The sequence below is a fragment of the [Clostridium] saccharolyticum WM1 genome (genome assembly GCF_000144625.1).
GTDB lineage: Bacteria > Bacillota > Clostridia > Lachnospirales > Lachnospiraceae > Lacrimispora > Lacrimispora saccharolytica.
Genome location: NC_014376.1, coordinates 1,079,755 through 1,099,721 on the forward strand (window position 1 = coordinate 1,079,755; position 19,967 = coordinate 1,099,721).

The 19,967-nt window shown below is 44.1% G+C and carries 18 protein-coding genes and 1 pseudogene; 15 read left to right on the top strand and 4 right to left on the bottom strand.

All coding sequences use genetic code 11. The annotated features are described in order from the left end of the window. Positions 1–15: 15 nt before the first annotated feature. Positions 16–960 (bottom strand): AraC family transcriptional regulator, encoded by a 945-nt coding sequence (locus CLOSA_RS05120; RefSeq protein ID WP_013271706.1) that lies wholly within the window; start codon positions 958–960, stop codon positions 16–18. 443 nt (positions 961–1,403) lie between these two features. Here CLOSA_RS05120 and CLOSA_RS05125 point away from each other — a divergent pair, with 443 nt between their 5' ends. From CLOSA_RS05125 to rhaD, 11 genes and pseudogenes are all read left to right on the top strand, one after another. Then, positions 1,404–2,684 carry a Gfo/Idh/MocA family protein gene (locus CLOSA_RS05125; protein ID WP_041708908.1) on the top strand — a complete coding sequence of 427 codons (1,281 nt, stop codon included), beginning with the start codon at positions 1,404–1,406 and terminating at the stop codon, positions 2,682–2,684. Positions 2,685–2,718: 34 nt separating this feature from the next. Further along, positions 2,719–4,014, top strand: a complete 1,296-nt coding sequence (locus CLOSA_RS05130; protein ID WP_013271708.1) for an ABC transporter substrate-binding protein — start codon at positions 2,719–2,721, stop codon at positions 4,012–4,014. 9 nt (positions 4,015–4,023) lie between these two features. Next, positions 4,024–4,932 (top strand): carbohydrate ABC transporter permease, encoded by a 909-nt coding sequence (locus CLOSA_RS05135; protein WP_013271709.1) that lies wholly within the window; start codon positions 4,024–4,026, stop codon positions 4,930–4,932. 12 nt (positions 4,933–4,944) lie between these two features. Beyond that, positions 4,945–5,772, top strand: a complete 828-nt coding sequence (locus CLOSA_RS05140) for a carbohydrate ABC transporter permease (RefSeq protein ID WP_013271710.1) — start codon at positions 4,945–4,947, stop codon at positions 5,770–5,772. A 252-nt stretch (positions 5,773–6,024) separates the two neighbouring features. Next, a complete protein-coding gene (locus CLOSA_RS05145; protein ID WP_013271711.1) occupies positions 6,025–6,258 on the top strand; it encodes a hypothetical protein in 234 nt (77 codons plus the stop codon). 266 nt (positions 6,259–6,524) lie between these two features. Continuing rightward, positions 6,525–6,752: a hypothetical protein gene (locus CLOSA_RS05150; RefSeq protein WP_013271712.1), complete on the top strand. Its 228-nt coding sequence runs from the start codon at positions 6,525–6,527 to the stop codon at positions 6,750–6,752. A gap of 186 nt (positions 6,753–6,938) precedes the next feature. Then, the gene (locus CLOSA_RS05155; protein WP_013271713.1) at positions 6,939–8,234 is read left to right on the top strand and encodes a LysM peptidoglycan-binding domain-containing protein; all 1,296 of its coding nucleotides are present in this window, start codon (positions 6,939–6,941) and stop codon (positions 8,232–8,234) included. A gap of 212 nt (positions 8,235–8,446) precedes the next feature. Next, on the top strand, positions 8,447–9,949 hold the full coding sequence (gene rhaB / locus CLOSA_RS05160) for a rhamnulokinase (protein WP_013271714.1): 1,503 nt from the start codon (positions 8,447–8,449) through the stop codon (positions 9,947–9,949). After that, a pseudogene (locus CLOSA_RS23550) lies at positions 9,946–10,183 on the top strand (L-rhamnose mutarotase). The gene rhaB and the pseudogene CLOSA_RS23550 overlap by 4 nt, the downstream one beginning before the upstream one ends. Before the next feature lie 23 nt (positions 10,184–10,206). Continuing rightward, a complete protein-coding gene (locus CLOSA_RS05170) occupies positions 10,207–11,457 on the top strand; it encodes an L-rhamnose isomerase (RefSeq protein WP_013271715.1) in 1,251 nt (416 codons plus the stop codon). A gap of 13 nt (positions 11,458–11,470) precedes the next feature. Next, positions 11,471–12,298, top strand: a complete 828-nt coding sequence (gene rhaD / locus CLOSA_RS05175) for a rhamnulose-1-phosphate aldolase (protein ID WP_013271716.1) — start codon at positions 11,471–11,473, stop codon at positions 12,296–12,298. A gap of 72 nt (positions 12,299–12,370) precedes the next feature. On the opposite strand, the gene CLOSA_RS05180 is transcribed toward rhaD, so the two are convergent. Further along, entirely contained in the window at positions 12,371–13,015 is a 645-nt protein-coding gene (locus CLOSA_RS05180; RefSeq protein ID WP_013271717.1) for a hypothetical protein, read from the bottom strand. Positions 13,016–13,431: 416 nt separating this feature from the next. Between CLOSA_RS05180 and CLOSA_RS05185 the strand changes: the two genes are divergently transcribed. From CLOSA_RS05185 to guaB, 4 genes are all read left to right on the top strand, one after another. Continuing rightward, entirely contained in the window at positions 13,432–13,722 is a 291-nt protein-coding gene (locus tag CLOSA_RS05185) for a co-chaperone GroES (protein WP_013271718.1), read from the top strand. A gap of 84 nt (positions 13,723–13,806) precedes the next feature. Further along, complete coding sequence (groL, locus tag CLOSA_RS05190) at positions 13,807–15,426, top strand: chaperonin GroEL (protein WP_013271719.1); 1,620 nt, start codon at positions 13,807–13,809, stop codon at positions 15,424–15,426. 263 nt (positions 15,427–15,689) lie between these two features. Continuing rightward, on the top strand, positions 15,690–16,199 hold the full coding sequence (locus tag CLOSA_RS05195; protein WP_013271720.1) for a DUF6106 family protein: 510 nt from the start codon (positions 15,690–15,692) through the stop codon (positions 16,197–16,199). Positions 16,200–16,436: 237 nt separating this feature from the next. After that, complete coding sequence (guaB, locus tag CLOSA_RS05200) at positions 16,437–17,891, top strand: IMP dehydrogenase (RefSeq protein WP_013271721.1); 1,455 nt, start codon at positions 16,437–16,439, stop codon at positions 17,889–17,891. A 43-nt stretch (positions 17,892–17,934) separates the two neighbouring features. Here guaB and CLOSA_RS05205 read toward each other — a convergent pair whose 3' ends face one another. Together CLOSA_RS05205 and CLOSA_RS05210 are read right to left on the bottom strand one after the other, a co-directional pair. Next, positions 17,935–18,339 (bottom strand): DUF3842 family protein, encoded by a 405-nt coding sequence (locus CLOSA_RS05205; protein WP_013271722.1) that lies wholly within the window; start codon positions 18,337–18,339, stop codon positions 17,935–17,937. A gap of 56 nt (positions 18,340–18,395) precedes the next feature. Next, complete coding sequence (locus CLOSA_RS05210; RefSeq protein WP_013271723.1) at positions 18,396–19,805, bottom strand: spore germination protein; 1,410 nt, start codon at positions 19,803–19,805, stop codon at positions 18,396–18,398. Positions 19,806–19,967: the final 162 nt, after the last annotated feature.

Sequence of the window (19,967 nt, forward strand, 5' to 3'; positions counted from 1 at the left end):
CATCACAGAATCTTGTCAAATCATCCGGTCATCCACTCCCTTTTTTTTGCTGGCATTTGTAATTTCATTGGAATATTTTTTGACGGAATTAAAATATTCCAGAGGAGACATTCCGGTTGTTTTTTTAAACTGCTTGGAAAAGTACTGTAAAGAGCTGTAGGACAAGTAATACGCGATCTCCGTAAAATTCATATTGCCATCCCGCATGATTTCCTTGGAACGTTCAATCTTCATGAAATTAAAATAGTCAATAGCCCCGCAGTCTTTTTCCCTGTGAAACAGGGAATGAAGGGTTGAGCGGCTTATGGAAAATTCATCGCAAATGGTTTTAATGGATAGGTGCTCGCAGATATGAAACTCCATAAACTGAATAATCTGCTCCAAATGAGTGGAATTGGAGGAAAAGGCCATTTGCTCAGTCAGAATTGCATGGATGGGTGCGCTGTCCGCTTCAAAATGATTCCGTTTCACATGGATCAGAAAAATCTGTAAATATAAAAGGATGAGCTGGGCAGCCCCAAAAGGCGGGGAAGATGCCAGCTCCACCTTTTCCACAGAAGGAATATGGAGGGGGGTGGAAAAGGCCTGTCTCGCTTCTGCAATGATCCTGGAAAGGAGGAAACGCTCATCCTGATTTAAGGAGCAGGATTTTTCTTCAAAAAACTTCATGCTGCTGCTGTTGCAGCGGAAGGAGATGGCCACCAGGTTCGGAGCCTTGTTTCCCATGGCTTTCAGGGCATGAAATTCGTTTGGTTTGTGAAAGATCACATCCCCTGCTTTTAAGTGGTAGATGGAATGGTCTGCCTGTACGGTGATTTCCCCTTTGTCTACGTAAAGAAACTCCCAGAAATCATGGGCTTCGCCTGAAAATACGAAATCCTTCATGTATTCAAAATAATGGACGGTTATGATTTCGCGGATATCAAATTCTATGGTTAATGGTGTGCTGCAGTATGGCATTTGGAATACCTCCTTTGGCTTTTATGGTAGCATGAAAGGAGCCGGCTGGCAAGATTGGATAATTTGATAACAAGACAGGACAATCATGCAATTCAAATGAAAGGAATAGGAGTATAATAGAAAAAAAATAATGATTGGGCCAACGGAGGCGTTCATAGATTCCTGTGAATGCCTCTTTTTGTATTTTTTAGGAAATTCCGTTGAAATCACCGTAAGAAGGGAGCTGTGTCTGGAAAATATTGTGCACTATAACGAAAAAAACAACGAATTTGGCAATGAGTCCGGTTAATAGTATAAGCATATCATTCCGGTTCATTATATAATGATAAAAAAGAACCAAGATATAATGAGCCCATGAAAGCGAAAAGGAGCTTGTCCGTCGGCGGGAGCCGCGAATGGGAATCATAAATGACAGGCTCATGATAGTAAGAAAGGAAAATCATATGAAAAGGATTACAGTTGCCCTTGCGGGCTTGGGAAGCAGAGGCAAGGATACCTATGCACCGGTTGCAAAACTGCTTCCTGAAAAAATGGAGATCACTGCCATTGCGGATATTGATGAAACAAAGGTGGAAGAGGTGGCCAGAGAATACGGAGTGCCAAGAGAGCGATGTTTCTCCAGCGCCGAGGAGATGTTAAAGGAGGAAAAGCTTGCGGATGTAATGTTTATTGCCACACAGGACCGGCAGCATGTGGGCCATGCCCTTCCTGCTCTTGAAAAGGGATACGATCTATTGCTGGAAAAACCCGTTTCGCCGGATTTAGACGAATGCAGGGAACTATTAAAATCTGCCAGTGAGAAGGGACGGAAGGTGGTTGTCTGTCATGTGCTGCGCTATACGCCTTTTTATACAAAGGTGAAAGAACTGATAGATGACCGGGTGATCGGTGATGTGGTCACTGTCATGGGAATTGAGAATGTAGGGTACTGGCATCAGGCTCACAGCTTTGTCAGGGGAAACTGGAGAAATTCCGATATCACCAGTCCTATGATCCTTCAAAAGTGCTGTCATGACATGGATCTTTTATTGTGGCTGACGGGAAAAACCTGCGATTCCGTCACATCCTTTGGAAGCACCTATTTATTCAAAAAGGAAAAGGCTCCGGAAGGTGCAGCTATGCGCTGCCTGGATGGATGCAGGGCTAAGAACGAATGTCCCTTTGATGCGGAAAAAATCTACATAACCAATGAAAAGACCGGCATTGCTCATGGCAAGTCAGACTGGCCGTGTAACGTGCTTACCCTTCAGCCTACGGAAGAATCCGTTATGGAAGCCTTAAAGACCGGACCGTACGGGAGATGCGTGTATCATTGCGATAATAATGTAGTGGATCATCAGGTAGTGAATTTAAATATGACAGACGGCTCAACCATCAGCTTTACCATGACAGGCTGTACCGAGGAAAATTCCAGATATACCAAATTTATGGGAACAAAGGGAGAGATAGAAGCAAGCCTTCATTCCAACCTTATCACGGTAAGGCCCTTTGGAAAGGAAAAGCAAATCATAGATGTTTCCAAATTGTCTGACGATTTTTCCGGCCATGCCGGCGGCGATAACCGGATGGTGGAGCAGTTTCTTGACATGGTCAGGGAAGGATCCGAACCAGGCCATTCCATGACCACATTGGAAAAGTCCCTGGAGAGCCATTACATCGCCCTGGCAGCGGAGCAGTCCAGAATTTTAAGGGGAAAGCTGGTTCCATTAAAGGATATTCGTTAATTTTAAATATCAATAAAAAAGGAGAGAGCAGATTATGAAGAAAACAAAAGGAAAGAAAATGATGGCAATGGGAATGGCCCTTGCCATGGCTGCAATGAGCATAACCGCATGCAGCGGAGGCGGCGGAGCTTCCAAAGGAGGCCCTGTGACACTGAGCTTTGGAATATGGGATGAAAAGCAGCGCCCTGTCATGGAATCCATGATCCAGGCCTACGAGAAGACGCATGAAAATGTAACCATCGAGATCCAGCTTACCCCTTATAAGGGAGGCGAATACTGGACCAAGCTGGAGGCTGCGGCAACAGGAGGGACAGCCCCTGATGTGTTCTGGCTCAATGTGCTTCATGCTGAGGATTACTACGACGGAGGAATCCTTCTGGATTTAAATGAATCTTTGAAAAAGTCAGACTTAGATCTTGGAAAAAACTTTCCGGAAGCCCTTGTAAAGGCCTATAACTTTGAGGATAAACAGATTGCCGTACCTAAGGATTTTGATACCAATGCCCTGTGGTATAACAAAGAAATCTTTGATAAGGCAGGGGTGGCTTACCCTACCGATGACTGGACCTATGATGACCTCGTAAAGGCATGCAAGGATTTAAAGGCAGCAGGCCTTGACTCAGGAGCCTATCCTTTTGCCTGCCCCATTGATTTCCAGACCTGGTATTATCCAACCGTATATGCTAACGGCGGCTGGATCTTAAATGAAGACAAAACAGAAACCGGCTATGCGGATCCCAAGACTCAGGAGGGAATCCAGTGCTGGATTGATCTGATAAAAGAAGGCTATTCCCCATCAGCAGCCGCATTGTCAGAGACCAGTGCCGATGCCATGTTTGAGGGAGGACAGCTGGCTATGGTTTTAGCAGGCTCCTATATGACACCGGAGTATACGGGAAATGATGCCATCAACACTAAGATCAACCTGGTAGAATTTCCATCATTCAACGGAACGGAGCCCAACATTATTAACGGTCTTGGTTATGCAGTATTTGCAGGAAGTAAAAATAAGGACGCAGCAGCAGATTTTGCATTATGGCTGGGAAGCGAAGAGGCCATGAAGATCCAGGGAGAGAGCGGAGTTGTTATTTCCGCAAGGAATGACGCCCAGAAGTATTTTTCCGAGTCCAACAAGGATTTAAATCTGGCGGCATATACCAATCATTCCGGTGAAGCCAATCCTCTTCCGGTGTGCAAATCCGTGGCAGAGATCTATGATCTGGAAGCAGAGGCTTTAAAGGCAGCTTATTCCGGGGATAAGCCTTTAGCAGATGTATGCAGCCAGCTTAAAACAGACACAGATGCGATTCTGGCAAAAAATAAGAAGTAGGTGTATGGAATGCAGGGTACGACAAAAAAGAAAATTGCAAAGCGGCAATGGAAAGAATGGGGAGAGGGGTATTTATTTATAACGCCCCTGTTGCTGGGAATCTTTGTATTTTATATTTTTCCCTTTATTCAGAATTTCTGGTTCAGCTTTAATGAAGTGAATAAATTCAATGCAGCCACCTTTTATGGCCTTAACAATTATAAGGAAATGTGTAAGGATAAAGAACTGTGGAAGGCTCTTGGAAATACACTTCTTTACGTCGGGGTCACTGTGCCCTTGGGCCTTACGTTATCCTTGTTTGTAGCGGCCCTGCTCAATACGAAAATCAGGGGAACTTCCTTTTACCGGACCATTTATTTCCTGCCCTCAGTAACCATGTCGGCGGCAGTGGCGATGGTTTGGAAGTGGATTTATAATGAGCAGTACGGACTTTTAAATGCGGCGATGAAGGCCATGGGTTTTTCTCCACATGGCTGGATCACCGATCCTAAAACTGCCCTGTTCATGGTGATGATCGTTGGGATTTGGGGGACTGTTGGCTATAACATGATCATACTTTTGGCAGGCATGCAGGGGATCTCAAGATCCTATTATGAGGCGGCGTCTGTGGATGGGGCAAGCGGCATTCACCAATTCTTTAAAATTACGGTCCCCATGCTGTCACCCACCATATTTTTCGTACTGATCACTTCCGTCATCAGCGGTTTTCAGGTATTTGACACCATTTACATGATGGTTGGAAAAACCAATACGGCTTATCGCAGCACACAGACTTTGGTCATGTTGTTCTACCGAAATGCGTTTGATTATGGACATAAGGGCTATGCAGCAGCCATATCCATTTTAATCTTTTCTATTATTATGCTGGTAACAGTGATACAGATGATAGGACAGAGAAAATGGGTCAATTACGACTAAAGGAGGCACCGGATGAAGAGAACGAGCAGTCGAAAAAAACTATTGATCCATATGATTCTGATTGCAGGAATCGGTATTACCGTGTTTCCGTTTCTTTGGATGCTGTTTACCTCCTTTAAAACAAAGGGAGAATCCATGGCGATTCCGCCTACAATCTTTCCGCAGCAGTTTGCAACAGAGGCTTATAATAACGTTCTGACCGCCCTGCCCTTTGGAAGAATATATATGAACACCGTTTTTTCAACGGTTATAACGGTTGCAGGACAGGTGGCGATCTGCACCCTGGCAGCGTATTCCTTTGCCAGAATTAAGTTTCCAGGGAGGGATATCCTGTTTTTGATCGTGTTGTCCGTCCTGATGGTACCAGGACAGATCTTTCTGGTTCCCCAGTACTTAATTGTACAGAAGATCGGGCTGCTGGATACGCTGTTTGCGCTTTTTCTGCCTAATTTATTCAGTGCCTTCGGCACCTTTATGATGCGCCAGTTTTTCTTATCGCTCCCCGATGAACTGGAGGAAGCGGCTATACTAGACGGCTGCAGCAGATTCCAGATCCTGACCAGGATCATGGTTCCTCTGGTCAAATCAGGGATCGTGGCCCTTGTGATCTTCACAGCGAAGTTTGCCTGGAATGATTTTATGTGGCCTTTGATTGTCAATACCTCCACTACAAAAATGACTCTTGCTCCGGCTCTGTCCACTCTTCAGGGACAGCATACCAATGATTATCCGGCACAGATGGCAGGAGCAGTTCTGGCGGTTATCCCAATGATTGTTTTGTTTTTTATTTTCCAGAAACAGTTTATAGAAGGCGTGGCTCATACAGGTGTAAAAGGCTAAAGGATGCATTTAAACAAATTTTAGAATGTGTGCAGAGTCGTTTGAAACAGGAAAAGGAAAGCGGACCGGATCCGCTTTCCTTTTCTTACTCTGGAGGTGTGAAATACCTTTTAATACCGGAAAATTTTCATAAAAGTTCTTCCTGATTCTATTTCTATGATGATAATTATAAAGTAATAAACAAAAGAAACTTTGCATATACTTGGTAATATATGGTCGATATAAAATATTTCTGTAAAGGAGAGAACTAATATGCCAAGAGGAGTAAGAAAGACACCGCTTGAAAAGCTTCAGGAAGAATTAAAAGAGGTCCAGGAATCAATCCAGCAATATAAGAACAGTCTGGTTACGTTGGGGGAAAAAGAGAAAGAGATTCAGGATAAAATAAAGCTGGAACAATTTAAGGAAGTATCAACAATTTTGGACGAGCATGAGATGTCGATCATGGATTTAAAGGAATTACTAATTTCATCGAAAGCCGAGTAAAATGCTTGAATGGCTGCAGAGAGAATATGCAAATAAGGACGCAGTTTACAATAAAATACGATACAACATTGAACAATATTTCAAATACACGTATTTACGACATTGTTCAGTAATACGATAATTAAATATTGTCATTTCAAGTCGTTTCGTATCCGCATAAACCGAAACAATTTGGGGTAACTTTTATTACAATCAGGACTTATTCAAGCACTTATTTGATTATTGTATATATTGAAAAATGTGTGAAATAAAAGGAGGGTACAATTATGCCAAGAGGTGTGCGCAAATCATCACTTTTAAAATTACAAGAAGAACTAAAAAATACACAAGATGCGATAGAACAATATAAGGCAGCTATTAAAACCCAAGAAGAAAGAGCAAAGCAGATTCAAGAAGAAATTAAGTTAGAAGAATTTAAGGAAATATCAGCAATTCTCGAAGAGAAGAACATGTCTGTTACCGACCTAAAAGAAATACTTTTAAGCAAAGATTAGTTGATATGCCAAATATCCTTATGGGGTGTTTGGCATATTTTTTTGAGAAAACAGAAATGTGGTAAGAATAATATGTATTCTATCATGAGTTTTTTATCAAGATTCCATGTAATTATTTGTAATATATCGTTATGAATAGGTAGAATTAGCATATAATAGGATTAATTAGATTACTTGAGGGAAGTCATGATCATACATGTTGTTCAATCTGGCGAAACTATTGATTCGATATCAGATTATTACAAAATTCCTGTTAACAGATTAATATTGGAAAACGGAATTACAAACCCTAACAATTTAGCAATTGGTCAAACGATCGTGATTGTTCAGCCGGAAACACTCTACACTGTCCGGGCCGGCGATACATTGGAGAGTATTGCTGAGCAGCACGGTGTTTCCCCAATGGAATTATTAAGAAATAACCCTTATCTTTCCGATAGAGAATTTATGTATTCCGGTGAAACCATAGTTATAAAATATCAAACGAATAAAGCAAGAACGATTGAAACCAGTGGCTATACCTTTTCATATATAGATCAATCTGTTTTAATAAAAACGCTACCTTTTTTATCATATTTGACTATTTTCAATTATAGGGCCACACGTGAAGGAGATCTTGTCACTATTGCTGACGATGCAGATGTCATTCAGTTGGCTAAAACTTATGGTGTTGCGCCCATGATGTTTGTTTCTACAATTACGGAAGAAGGAACAATTATTCGTGAAGTAACTCAGAATATTTTAAATAACTCTTCTGTGCAAGATCGCCTCATTGACAATATTCTTCAAATGATAAAAACAAAAGGTTATTATGGAGTGAATATGTATATCGAAGATATTACACCGGATAACATAAATAGTATTGTAGAATACATAAGAGTAGCTTCCGCTAAATTTCGTTCAGAAGGTTATAGAGTGCTAGTCACCACAACGCCAATCATGAATATTGATAGGCCTATTGTCAGCTTTGAAAAATTGGATTATTCACGATTATCTGGATATGTAGATGGAATTTTATTTGCTTCTTATGATTGGGCCAGATTTTACAGTTACCCAAGTTCAATTTTTCCGGTTAATGTTTTACGAGAGTTATTATATTATGTAGTCAATATTATTCCACCTGACTTTTTATTCTTAGGAATCACTACGCTCGGTTATGATTGGACACTTCCTTATGTTCCGGGAGCTACGGGGGCTACTGCTATAGCAAACAATAATGCAATACGAATAGCAGCAGAAAACAATATACCAATACAATTTAATGAAGCAGCACAATCACCTTTTTTCTATTATATGGATAGTGATGGAATCCTTCATATAGTGTGGTTTAATGATGCGAGAAGTTTTGACGCAAGAGCGGGGCTGGTAGAAGAATTTGATCTTCAAGGTCTATCTCTATGGACTATTATGAGATTTGATACACAAATGTGGTTTATTATTAATTCTCAATACAACATAGAGAAAGTTATGGAGGCTGACTAAGAAATTAATTGGTTGGATACATAACCTTTGATAAAACATAACAAATAGGAGCATTTAAGCTATAATGCAAATAAGGACGCAGTTTTAAATAAACAGCGTCCTTATTTTTTTGTGTGTAATCCGTTATGATAAAAAAAGAAACACCCTGCAGGTATCCCTTACCTACAAAAAAGCATGGATTTAACAAAGAAAGCAATGGGAGAGTGGTTGACATGGAGAAGTACTATCTTGCGGTGGATATCGGCGCATCCAGCGGCCGCCATATTCTTGGGACAGTAAAGGAAGGAAAGCTGGAGCTTCAGGAGATTTACCGGTTTGAAAATGGGATGAAACAGAAAGACGGGCAATTCTGCTGGGATGTGGAGTCCTTGTTTACAGAGATTAAAGAAGGCATGAAGGAGTGCCGGAAGCTTGGGAAGATTCCTTTAAGCATGGGGATCGATACCTGGGCCGTGGACTTTGTCCTTTTGGATGGGGAAAACCGCATGCTGGGAAATGCAGCAGGTTACCGGGATGACAGAACCAAAGGGATGGACAAAAAACTGTATGAGGTCATTTCCTTAAAAGATTTATATGAAAGGACCGGCATCCAGAAGCAGATCTTTAATACCATTTACCAGCTTATGGCTGTCAGGGAAGAAACTCCGGAATATCTGGAAAAAGGAGAAACCTTCCTCATGATCCCAGACTATTTCCACTATTTGCTCACCGGGGTAAAAATGCAGGAGTATACCAATGCAACCACCACACAGTTGGTAAAGGCAGAAACCGGAACCTGGGATTATGAACTGATGAAAAAACTGGGCCTGCCGGAACGGCTGTTTGGAAACCTATCCATGCCAGGAACGACGGTGGGTCCATTGACGGGAGCCGTTGAACAGGAAGTGGGATTTTCCTGTCAGGTAGTCCTTCCTGCCACCCATGATACGGGTTCTGCCGTTATGGCAGTTCCTTTGTGTCCGGTTGAAGAGGAATCCACGGAGGATATCCTTTACATCAGTTCAGGAACATGGTCCCTTATGGGGACGGAGCTTTCAAAGGCAAATTGCTCCGCGGAAAGTATGGAAGCCAATTTTACCAATGAAGGCGGTTATGACCACCGCTTCCGTTACTTAAAAAATATCATGGGCCTTTGGATGATCCAGTCCGTGAAAAAGGAGCTGGAAGAAAAGGGAGAGGCATATTCCTTTGCAGAGCTTTGCCGTATGGCCTCTGAGGAAGAGATTGCTTCCATTGTTGACTGCAATGACAGCTTATTTCTGGCACCGGTGAGCATGATCCGGGCAGTGCAGGATTACTGCCAAAGTTCCGGAATGGCGGTTCCTAAGACTCCCGGGCAGTTGGCGGCAGTGATATACAACAGCCTGGCAGCCTGCTACGGAAACACGGTTAAGGAACTGGAAGCCATTACCGGAAGAAGCTATCCTGCCATTCATGTGGTGGGGGGAGGCTCTAATGCAGAGTATTTGAACCGTCTGACGGCTGACCGTACAGGCAGGACCGTTTATGCCGGACCGGGAGAAGCCACTGCCATCGGAAACCTCCTTGCCCAGATGCTGGCTGCCGGAGAGTTTGAGAGCTTGAAGCAGGCAAGGGAAGCGGTATACCGGTCCTTTGCCGTAAAGGAATATAAACCTGACAGTCCGGGTCTGCCTTTCTATCCGGCAAAAGGGAAGCCTGTGAACAAACATGAGCAGATGGAGGAAAAGATATGATAAGAAAATCTTTTAAGATGTATTGAAATAAGGGTATGGCTGAGGTATATGAAAAGAGGCACAAAATGCTCTGGCCTTAGAGGAAGGACATGATCAGCCAGGGCAAAATCAGCGGATACGCCCGTTAACCGGAAGTGGTGGGATTTCATGGCTGACATTATGAAAACCAATCCAGACAACAGCCCGGTTTCCATTGGCTTAAAGCCTGTATTTCATTTAGACTGTTACAAATAAATCATAAAAAGGAGAAGAGTGCCATGACAATAAAGGAACGTTATGAAGCAGCAAGGGAAGCATACCAGGGGGTTGGAGTTAATACGGATAAAGCATTGGAGGCTCTGAAAAAGATTCCTGTTTCCATGCACTGCTGGCAGGGAGATGATGTGATGGGATTTGACGGGGATGGTACCTTATCAGGGGGCATTCAGACTACGGGCAATTATCCGGGCAGAGCCAGAAATCCCGGGGAGCTGATGAGAGACATGGACAAAGCCTTAAGCCTGATCCCAGGAAAACACAGGATCAACCTTCATGCAAGCTATGCCATATTTGAGGAAGGAGAATGGGCGGACCGGGATCAGCTGGAGCCCAGGCATTTTGAAAAATGGGTGGAGTTTGCCAGGGAGCGAGGAATCGGCATTGACTTTAATCCTACCCTGTTCTCTCATCCAAAGGCAGAGAATGCCACCTTATCCAGTGAGAAAGAAGAGATCCGAAGCTTCTGGATCAGACACGTACAGGCGTGCATCCGCATTTCCGAATATTTTGCAAAGGAGCAGGGAACACCATGCACGATGAATATCTGGATTCCCGATGGATTTAAGGATATTCCTGCAGACCGTACATCTCCAAGGGCGCGTCTAAAAGATTCCCTAGACCGGATCCTTTCCATGGATTACGATAAGTCCAAGGTACTTGTTGCGGTGGAATCCAAGGTATTTGGGATCGGTATGGAAAGCTGTACGGTGGGTTCCCATGAATTTTACATGAATTACGCTTCCAAGAATGATATCCTCTGCCTGCTTGACAGCGGCCATTATCATCCTACGGAGGTGATATCTGACAAGATATCCTCCATGCTCCTGTTCTTTGATAAAGTGGCTCTTCATGTAACCAGGCCGGTGCGGTGGGACAGTGACCATGTGGTACTGTTTGATGATGAGACAAGGGAAATCGGGAAGGAAATCATACGGGGAGGAGCCGACCGCGTTCTTTTGGCTCTTGACTTCTTTGATGCCAGCATTAACCGCTTATGTGCATGGATCGTTGGAATGCGCAACATGCAGAAGGCACTGTTAAATGCCCTTCTTCTTCCCGGTGAGACCCTTGCGGAATTACAGAAAGAGCGGAATTTCACGGAGCAGATGATGCTCCAGGAGGAGCTTAAGCTTTATCCTTTCGGGGATGTATGGAACTATTTCTGTGAGATCAACGGGGTTCCCCCAAAAGAAGACTGGTTTAAAGAGATACGCAGCTATGAAAAAGAAGTGCTGCTTAACAGGAGATAAGGAGAAAAAGAATATGAAGATTCTAGATACGGAATTTGTAAAAAGCTTTATCAGGCTGTGTGATGACGGCTTCCATCAAAACTGGCATGAAAGAAACGGGGGCAATTTAAGCTACCGCATGAAGCAGTCTGAGGTGGAATCCGTTAGAGAGAACTTCACGGATGGAAATCCCTGGCAGCCCATAGGCACCCGTGTAAAGGGTCTGGCAGGAGAGTATTTTATGGTGACTGGGAGCGGAAAATATTTCCGCAACGTGATTCTGGATCCGGAGGCCAATATCTGCATGATTGAAGTGGATGAAAGCGGGGAAAATTACAGGATCCGCTGGGGACTGGTAAACGGCGGGCGTCCTACCAGCGAGCTTCCCTCCCATCTCATGAATCACGAGGTTAAGAAGGAGTCTTCCAACGGAAAGCACAGGGTGATATACCATGCCCATCCTGCCAATGTAATCGCTCTCACCTTTGTTCTTCCCTTAGAGGATAAGGTGTTCACCCGGGAATTGTGGGAGATGGCCACGGAGTGTCCCGTGGTTTTCCCTGATGGAGTAGGTGTGGTGGGCTGGATGGTACCGGGCGGACGTGAGATAGCCGCAGCCACCAGTGAGCTGATGAAGAACTATGATGTAGCTGTCTGGGCCCATCACGGTTTATTCGTTTCAGGTGAGGATTTTGACCTTACTTTCGGACTGATGCATACAGTGGAAAAATCTGCGGAAATACTTGTTAAGGTGCTTTCCATCCGTCCGGATAAGCTTCAGACCATATCATCCCGGAACTTCCGTGATCTGGCGGCTGACTTTCAGGTGAACCTGCCGGAAGAATTTTTGTATGAAAAGTAAAAAACACGGAAAAAAGCCACTGGAGAACAGAGTCTCTCCAGTGGCTTTTCCCACTCTCAGCGATATGATATTTTAATCCATTTCCTCTTCCACAATGGTCGTGGTTTCATCAGCCAGATCCTTTATGGCCTCTCCGGCAGACTGTACCGCATCCTTTGCTGTCTCAAGTCCATTCTTTGCCGCATCCTTTGCCGCCTCGACCGCTGTTTCCGCTGTTTCTTTGAAAGATTCTGCCGTTTCATCCGCTTTTTCTGCCAGACGGTCTGCAGCTCCGGCAGCGTAATCCAAACCGCCGTCAGAACGATCCTCTTCATCATCTAAATACGTATCTGCCTGATCTTTTGCGGATTCAAACATGTCCTTTGCGGTATATGCAACGGCAGAAGCCGCTTCCTTTGCCGTATCTGAGACAATGCTTGCCGCATCCTTTACCAGGTTTCTCGCCGCACTTACCGCATCCTTGGCAGCGTCTGCCATATCAGAAGCAGCGATCTTAAATTCATCCTTATTGGCATGTAAGGAAACATAGTTGCGGTTCATTGTGCTGTCAATCTTGGAAATGTCGTCATTCCCCTCATCTTCAAAATCGTGGAAATTTTCTTCCAGTTCTTTGTGGAAGGATTTGTATTTCGTAAAATAAGAGATCCCAGCAGCTACAACGCCGGCGATAGTGGCCAGTGCCACGAATTTCCCAAACCCATTACCCTTTTTTGCCATTTGAAACACTCCTTTCCTTATTACCGCCCAGGGATTCTGGACACAACGTTATGCTTTCAAACATTTTTATTATTGCCCATAATTTTTGGACATAACGTTATACCTGCACGGCACTTTTTTTCCGGCCTGTGCATTTGGGCATAATGGTATGCCTGTAAGGCACTTCATTCTCTGTTATTGTAATACGTTCATAGAAAAAAATAAAGGTATATAATAAGAAAATTTCTATAAACTATGTAGGTAAAGGAAAAAATCACGCAAATATGGAAAAAATGTAAAAAATATATAAAGTTAGCACTCAACTATTGACAGTGCTAATAATGAGTGATATAACTTAGTATGTGAATAAAATAAAACTTCTTTCGGAAGGCCAAAAGAAAGAAATAATAAGCAAAAAGCTATGAGGAGGAATTGCAATGAAATTAGTACCATTATTTGACAAAGTTGTGTTAAAACCATTGGTTGCAGAGGAGACAACAAAGTCCGGTATTGTTCTGCCGGGTCAGGCAAAAGAAAAACCGCAGCAGGCGGAAGTTATTGCAGTAGGACCTGGCGGTCTGGTAGACGGCAAGGAAGTCACCATGCAGGTTAAAGTGGGCGATAAAGTAATCTTCTCCAAATATTCAGGAACAGAAATAGAAACCGGAGAAGACGATCAGAAATATGTGATCGTAAAACAGAATGATATTTTAGCAGTAATCGAGTAATTAAGAAAGCAATACCAAAGTCAAAAGTTCAGATTGTAGATCATACGTATTTTCATTTTATGTAGAAAACTGGAGGAATGAATTATGGCAAAACAGATTAAATATGGCGTTGATGCCAGAAAAGCACTGGAGTCCGGAGTTAATCAGTTAGCAGATACCGTTCGTGTAACATTAGGCCCCAAGGGCAGAAACGTTGTTCTGGATAAATCCTTTGGCGCACCTTTGATCACGAACGACGGTGTTACCATTGCAAAAGAGATCGAGCTGGAGGATGCCTTTGAAAACATGGGCGCTCAGCTTGTAAAAGAGGTTGCTACAAAGACCAATGATGTGGCCGGCGACGGTACCACCACTGCAACTGTATTGGCTCAGGCTATGATCAATGAAGGAATGAAGAACCTGGCAGCTGGAGCAAACCCCATTGTTTTAAGAAAGGGTATGAAAAAAGCCACCGAAGCAGCGGTAGAAGCAATTGCAAAGATGAGCGAACCGATTAAGGGCAAGGCTTCCATCGCCAGAGTTGCAGCTATTTCCGCTTCCGATGATGCGGTAGGCGAGATGGTAGCTGACGCTATGGAGAAGGTTTCCAACAACGGCGTTATTACCATTGAGGAATCCAAGACCATGAAGACAGAACTGGATCTGGTGGAAGGTATGCAGTTTGACAGAGGTTATATTTCCGCATACATGTGTACCGACATGGAAAAGATGGAAGCTAATTTAGACGATCCATACATTCTGATTACAGATAAGAAGATTTCAAACATCCAGGAGATCCTTCCTTTATTAGAGCAGGTGGTTCAGTCCGGCGCAAGACTTCTCATCATCGCAGAAGATGTGGAAGGCGAGGCTTTAACAACCTTAATCGTTAATAAATTAAGAGGTACCTTCAATGTCATCGCAGTAAAGGCTCCTGGCTATGGCGACAGAAGAAAAGAAATGTTACAGGATATCGCTGTTTTAACAGGCGGTACCGTGATTTCCGATGAATTGGGATACGAGCTTAAGAATGCCACCCTTGACCTGTTAGGACGTGCAAAATCCGTAAAGGTTCAGAAGGAAAACACCGTAATTGTAGACGGATGCGGCGATAAGGAAGCAATCACAGCAAGAATCGGCCAGATCAAGGGACAGATCGAAGAGACCACTTCTGACTTTGACAGAGAGAAATTACAGGAAAGACTTGCAAAGTTATCCGGCGGCGTAGCAGTAATCCGGGTAGGTGCTGCAACAGAAACCGAAATGAAGGAAGCAAAGCTTCGTATGGAAGATGCTTTATCGGCAGCAAGAGCAGCCGTAGAGGAAGGTGTCATCGCAGGCGGCGGTTCTGCTTACGTTCATGCAATTACACAGATTGAAGACGTTGTAAAGGGTCTGGAAGGCGATGAAAAGACCGGAGGAAAGATCATCTTAAAGGCTCTTGAAGCTCCGTTATACCACATTGTAGCCAACGCAGGTCTGGAAGGAAGCGTCATTATCAATAAGGTAAAGGAATCTAAAGTAGGAACCGGTTTTGACGCATACAAAGAAGAATACGTAGATATGGTAGAAGCAGGCATCCTGGATCCGACTAAGGTTACCAGAAGCGCCCTTCAAAATGCTACCAGTGTTGCATCAACCTTATTGACAACAGAGTCCGTTGTTGCTAATATTAAAGAAAAAGCACCTGCAATGCCAGCTCCAGGCGGAATGGATATGATGTAATATTCACGAAAGCCATGAGCAGTGGGAAACGGAATATGAAAAATTTTATGTTGTGCTTTGCACATAAGAAAAATTTTCCATATTCTGTTTCAGAGGGCGAATGCCCGTGAGCGGGGAAAGCCGCAGGCTTTCCCCGCTGCACTGCGGTCTTCCAATAGACCAACATATCTCATCGAAAGCCTGCGGGTCTTCCCTTGCACTCAAACAAGGGTTAGGCTCCCCCTGACAGGCCGGGCAGGAAAGAGGAAAGGATCCAGATCGTTATGAATGAAATGTATGCAGAATGGCTTGTGAAGCGAAAATCTCCGGCCTACACCATGTTGATAAAAATTGCGATGGGAATCCTGTGCGTAATTGCATTTTTCCTCTCCATGTCTCCGGTATTCGGAATCTTTGGAGTGCTCATCCTGCTTGCCGCTGTAGCAGCTACATACTTTGTATACCGTAACAGCGAAGTGGAATTTGAATATCTCTATGTGACCAGCACTCTTACCATTGACCGGATCTACGGCAGAAGCAAGAGAAAGAAAGCCTGGGAAGGTTCCATGGAAGGGATACAGATTGTAGCACCCACAGGCTCTACCGAAGCCAGGGATCATGAAACAAAGAATATGAAGGTGCTGGATTTTTCTTCTCACGTACCGGGGGCAAGGACGTATACATTAATCAGCCAGTCCGGTGCGGAAACGACCAAGATCATATTTGAGCCTAACGATAAGCTGCTTCAGTGTATGAGGATGACAGCGCCCCGTAAAGTGGTAAAAGCAGTATAAAAGAAAAAGGAACCAGTCGGTTTTGTATCATACCGTCCGGTTCCTTTTTGCGTGAGCAAAAAGCCGGACCAATTTTGACCTGCACCTTTGACAAATACAGAATGTCCACGGAGGACGGAAAGAAACCGGAAAATGTCCGTTGACAACCTAGGTAAAATTTGCTAAACTATGTAACTAACAAGTCAAAAGGCTTATTAGTGTCATTAATAAAAATATAAAGAAGGAGAGGAAAAATTAATGGGTACAATTATTGGCGAAGGCATAACTTTTGATGATGTGCTGTTAGTCCCAGCTTATTCAGAAGTCATACCTAATCAGGTTGATTTATCGACGAACCTTACAAAAACCATCAAGCTCAATATTCCGCTTATGAGTGCCGGCATGGATACCGTTACCGAGCACCGCATGGCCATTGCCATGGCAAGACAGGGAGGAATCGGTATCATCCATAAGAATATGTCCATCGAGGAGCAGGCAGAAGAGGTTGATAAGGTAAAGAGGTCAGAAAACGGCGTCATAACGGATCCATTCTATCTTTCCCCGGAACATACATTAAAAGATGCGGATGAGCTTATGGGTAAGTTCCGCATATCCGGAGTGCCGGTTACAGAAGGAAAAAAACTGGTGGGCATCATTACCAACCGGGATTTAAAATTCGAAGAGGATTTCAGCCGGAAAATCAAGGAGTGCATGACTTCTGAAAACCTGGTGACAGCCAGGGAGGGCATTACTCTTATGGAGGCTAAGAAGATCCTGGCAAAGGCAAGGGTGGAAAAGCTTCCCATTGTTGATGATGATTTTAATTTAAAGGGCCTTATTACCATTAAGGATATTGAAAAGCAGATCAAATACCCTCTGTCTGCAAAGGATGGTCAGGGAAGGCTTCTTTGCGGAGCAGCCGTAGGGATCACCGCCAATGTGCTGGACCGTGTGGGCGCACTGGTAAAGGCAAAAGTGGATGTGGTGGTTTTAGACTCCGCTCACGGCCATTCCGAAAACGTTCTCCGGTGTGTGAGAATGATCAAAGAGGCGTATCCGGAACTTTCAGTCATTGCTGGAAACGTGGCAACCGGAGAGTCTACAAGGGCATTGATTGAGGCCGGCGCCGATGCGGTAAAGGTAGGAATCGGGCCAGGTTCCATCTGCACCACCCGTGTGGTGGCAGGCATCGGTGTACCCCAGATCACGGCTGTCATGGACTGCTATGCAGTGGCTAAGGAATACGGAGTTCCCATCATTGCTGATGGTGGTATCAAGTATTCCGGAGATTTGACTAAGGCCATTGCTGCCGGTGGAAGCGTATGTATGATGGGAAGCATGTTTGCCGGATGTGACGAAAGCCCGGGAACCTTTGAATTGTATCAGGGTAGAAAATATAAGGTATACAGAGGAATGGGTTCCATCGCTGCTATGGAAAACGGCAGTAAGGACCGCTACTTCCAAAGTGATGCAAAGAAGCTGGTACCGGAAGGCGTAGAAGGCCGGGTAGCTTATAAGGGTATGGTAGAGGATACGGTATTCCAGATGCTTGGAGGTTTACGGTCCGGTATGGGATACTGCGGAGCAAAAGACATCAGGACCCTTCAGGAGACCGGAAGGTTCATTAAAATTACTGCAGCCTCTCTGAAGGAAAGCCATCCTCATGACATTCATATCACAAAGGAAGCGCCAAACTACAGCATAGACGAATAGACAACATAACAGAAAACATAACAGACATCATAACAGGTGGAGATCATAATAGATTCTCCACCTGTTTGATTACCTGGGCAATGGATTCTGTTAACGTCAGATCTTCACAACCCACCACATAATGATTGCACCTGTTCACCGGTATAAGGATTTTATAGGCACGGCTTCTGCCGATCGCCTCTGCCATGGCTGGGGTAATCTCACCTAAGAGGGAGTCAGCGATGACGATTCCAATAGGCCCGATGATGAGATCCGCATCTCTGCTAGCAACGATAACAGGATTTTCCCCGGTTGCGCCTGCGTCGGCTCCGGCCTTTAGCATGGCGGAAGTAGCGATGGAATTGGTTCCAATGGCAACGACCGGCAGCTTGGGAAGGGATTTTTTCAGCTGGGCAATGACGGACTGCCCCATTTTGCCGCCCTGCCCGTCAATAATAACGACTTTCATAGCATCCTCCTTGCCCTTTATTTTATTATAGGGAAGGAAAGAAATCAAGTGTCCTGCTATTTTTTCCTGTGAGGAAGCCGTCCCCGGAAAAACCTCTTTTTCAGCTCTGTAATGTGGAATGGAATTAAAGGATAAATATAGCTTTTTCCTGCAATGGTTTTATTGAATACAATAGCCAACAGAGATAGGGCCACTCCTCCCACAAATCCCCAGAAGTTAAATAATGCGGTAGTGATCAGCATGATCATTCGCATGAATTTAAAGGCATAGCCCAGTTCAAAGCTGGACTGGGAATAGTTTGCTATGGTCACAAAGGCCATGTAAAGCATGGTTTCACTGTTAAACCAACCGGATTTTACGGAGTATTCACCCAGTACAATACCGGCGATCACACTGAGAGGTGTGGTCAGCATGCTTGGCGTGTTGACTGCTGCTAGCCTTAGTCCGTCAATGGCGAATTCCAGGATCAAAAGCTGGAAAAGAAGGGGAACCTGAGGTTCCTCCGACAGGCGGATGAATTGGAGCCAGGAAGGGATCAATTCTGGATTTTGCATAAAAAACAGCCACATTGGCGTCAAATATAAGGTCAGAATAGAAATGACCAGTCTGGACAGCCGCAGATAGGTCCCTGTAACAGGCGGAAAATAATAATCATCGGCTTCTTCAATGATGTCAAAGACAGAGGACGGCAAAATCATGGCAGAGGGAGAATTGTCCACCAGGATGACAATGTTCCCCTCCAGCAGGGAAGCAGCGGTAGTATCAGGCCTTTCGGAATATTTGAATTTTGGGAAAGGATTGAACCATTTATGGGGATATATACACTCCGCAAGGCTTTCCTGGTTCATGGTCAGGGCATCTACCTTAAGGCTGCTGATCCGATCCTTGATCATGGTGAGAAGCTTTTCATCATACCGCCCCTTAAAATAGCAGATGGCTATATCCGTATGAGAGCTTTCTCCGGCATTCATGACTTCAATGGTAAGCTTTGGATCACGGATCCTGCGGCGGATGAGGGCAGTATTAAATACCAGGGTTTCTACAAATCCATCCCTTGATCCTCTGAGAACCTTATCCTTCTCCGGTTCTGAAACCCCCCGGGAGGGATAGCTCCGGCAGTCCACGGTCAGACATTTGTTATAACCGTTAATAAACAGACAGGATATTCCGGTTAAAAGCTGCTTGACCATGGTCTCGTCGTCTTTTACCAGTCCCACCTGACCATATGGAAGATACCTTTTGGAAAATTCATGGGCATCCTGCGGGATATCATCTGCCTTTATGGATGAAAAGCTATCCAGGATCTTCTGCCATAAATCACTCTGAGTAAATCCTTCAATGAAGTATAGGCAGGCCTCCCGTTCCCCAATATAAAAGGTCCGGTAGACGATATCAAAGTTTCCGTCTACATCCAGCTTTGTGTTTAAATGATACATATTATCGGAAAGGCTGTTGGAAAATTCCATGGTGTTTATCTCCTTGCAAATAAAATAGCGTAAATCAGACAGGAAAGATATATCTTGCAGATATATCCTTACCCTTAAAGTGCCGGACAGTCATAAGAAACTTGTTGGCCGGCGTATTGATATGACTGCAATACCGGCGCTAATAAGAAAAGTATGCACATA

Bases quoted from the DNA above. Each gene is read 5' to 3' on its own strand.
- CLOSA_RS05210 (WP_013271723.1), bottom strand. From the start codon at position 19,805: ATGGAATTTTCCAACAGCCTTTCCGATAATATGTATCATTTAAACACA.
- CLOSA_RS05130 (WP_013271708.1), top strand. From the start codon at position 2,719: ATGAAGAAAACAAAAGGAAAGAAAATGATGGCAATGGGAATGGCCCTT.
- rhaD (WP_013271716.1), top strand. From the start codon at position 11,471: ATGAAGATTCTAGATACGGAATTTGTAAAAAGCTTTATCAGGCTGTGT.
- CLOSA_RS05150 (WP_013271712.1), top strand. From the start codon at position 6,525: ATGCCAAGAGGTGTGCGCAAATCATCACTTTTAAAATTACAAGAAGAA.
- CLOSA_RS05195 (WP_013271720.1), top strand. From the start codon at position 15,690: ATGAATGAAATGTATGCAGAATGGCTTGTGAAGCGAAAATCTCCGGCC.
- groL (WP_013271719.1), top strand. From the start codon at position 13,807: ATGGCAAAACAGATTAAATATGGCGTTGATGCCAGAAAAGCACTGGAG.
- CLOSA_RS05180 (WP_013271717.1), bottom strand. From the start codon at position 13,015: ATGGCAAAAAAGGGTAATGGGTTTGGGAAATTCGTGGCACTGGCCACT.
- CLOSA_RS05155 (WP_013271713.1), top strand. From the start codon at position 6,939: ATGATCATACATGTTGTTCAATCTGGCGAAACTATTGATTCGATATCA.
- CLOSA_RS05170 (WP_013271715.1), top strand. From the start codon at position 10,207: ATGACAATAAAGGAACGTTATGAAGCAGCAAGGGAAGCATACCAGGGG.
- CLOSA_RS05140 (WP_013271710.1), top strand. From the start codon at position 4,945: ATGAAGAGAACGAGCAGTCGAAAAAAACTATTGATCCATATGATTCTG.
- CLOSA_RS05120 (WP_013271706.1), bottom strand. From the start codon at position 960: ATGCCATACTGCAGCACACCATTAACCATAGAATTTGATATCCGCGAA.
- CLOSA_RS05145 (WP_013271711.1), top strand. From the start codon at position 6,025: ATGCCAAGAGGAGTAAGAAAGACACCGCTTGAAAAGCTTCAGGAAGAA.
- CLOSA_RS05205 (WP_013271722.1), bottom strand. From the start codon at position 18,339: ATGAAAGTCGTTATTATTGACGGGCAGGGCGGCAAAATGGGGCAGTCC.
- guaB (WP_013271721.1), top strand. From the start codon at position 16,437: ATGGGTACAATTATTGGCGAAGGCATAACTTTTGATGATGTGCTGTTA.
- CLOSA_RS05185 (WP_013271718.1), top strand. From the start codon at position 13,432: ATGAAATTAGTACCATTATTTGACAAAGTTGTGTTAAAACCATTGGTT.
- CLOSA_RS05125 (WP_041708908.1), top strand. From the start codon at position 1,404: ATGAAAAGGATTACAGTTGCCCTTGCGGGCTTGGGAAGCAGAGGCAAG.
- CLOSA_RS05135 (WP_013271709.1), top strand. From the start codon at position 4,024: ATGCAGGGTACGACAAAAAAGAAAATTGCAAAGCGGCAATGGAAAGAA.
- rhaB (WP_013271714.1), top strand. From the start codon at position 8,447: ATGGAGAAGTACTATCTTGCGGTGGATATCGGCGCATCCAGCGGCCGC.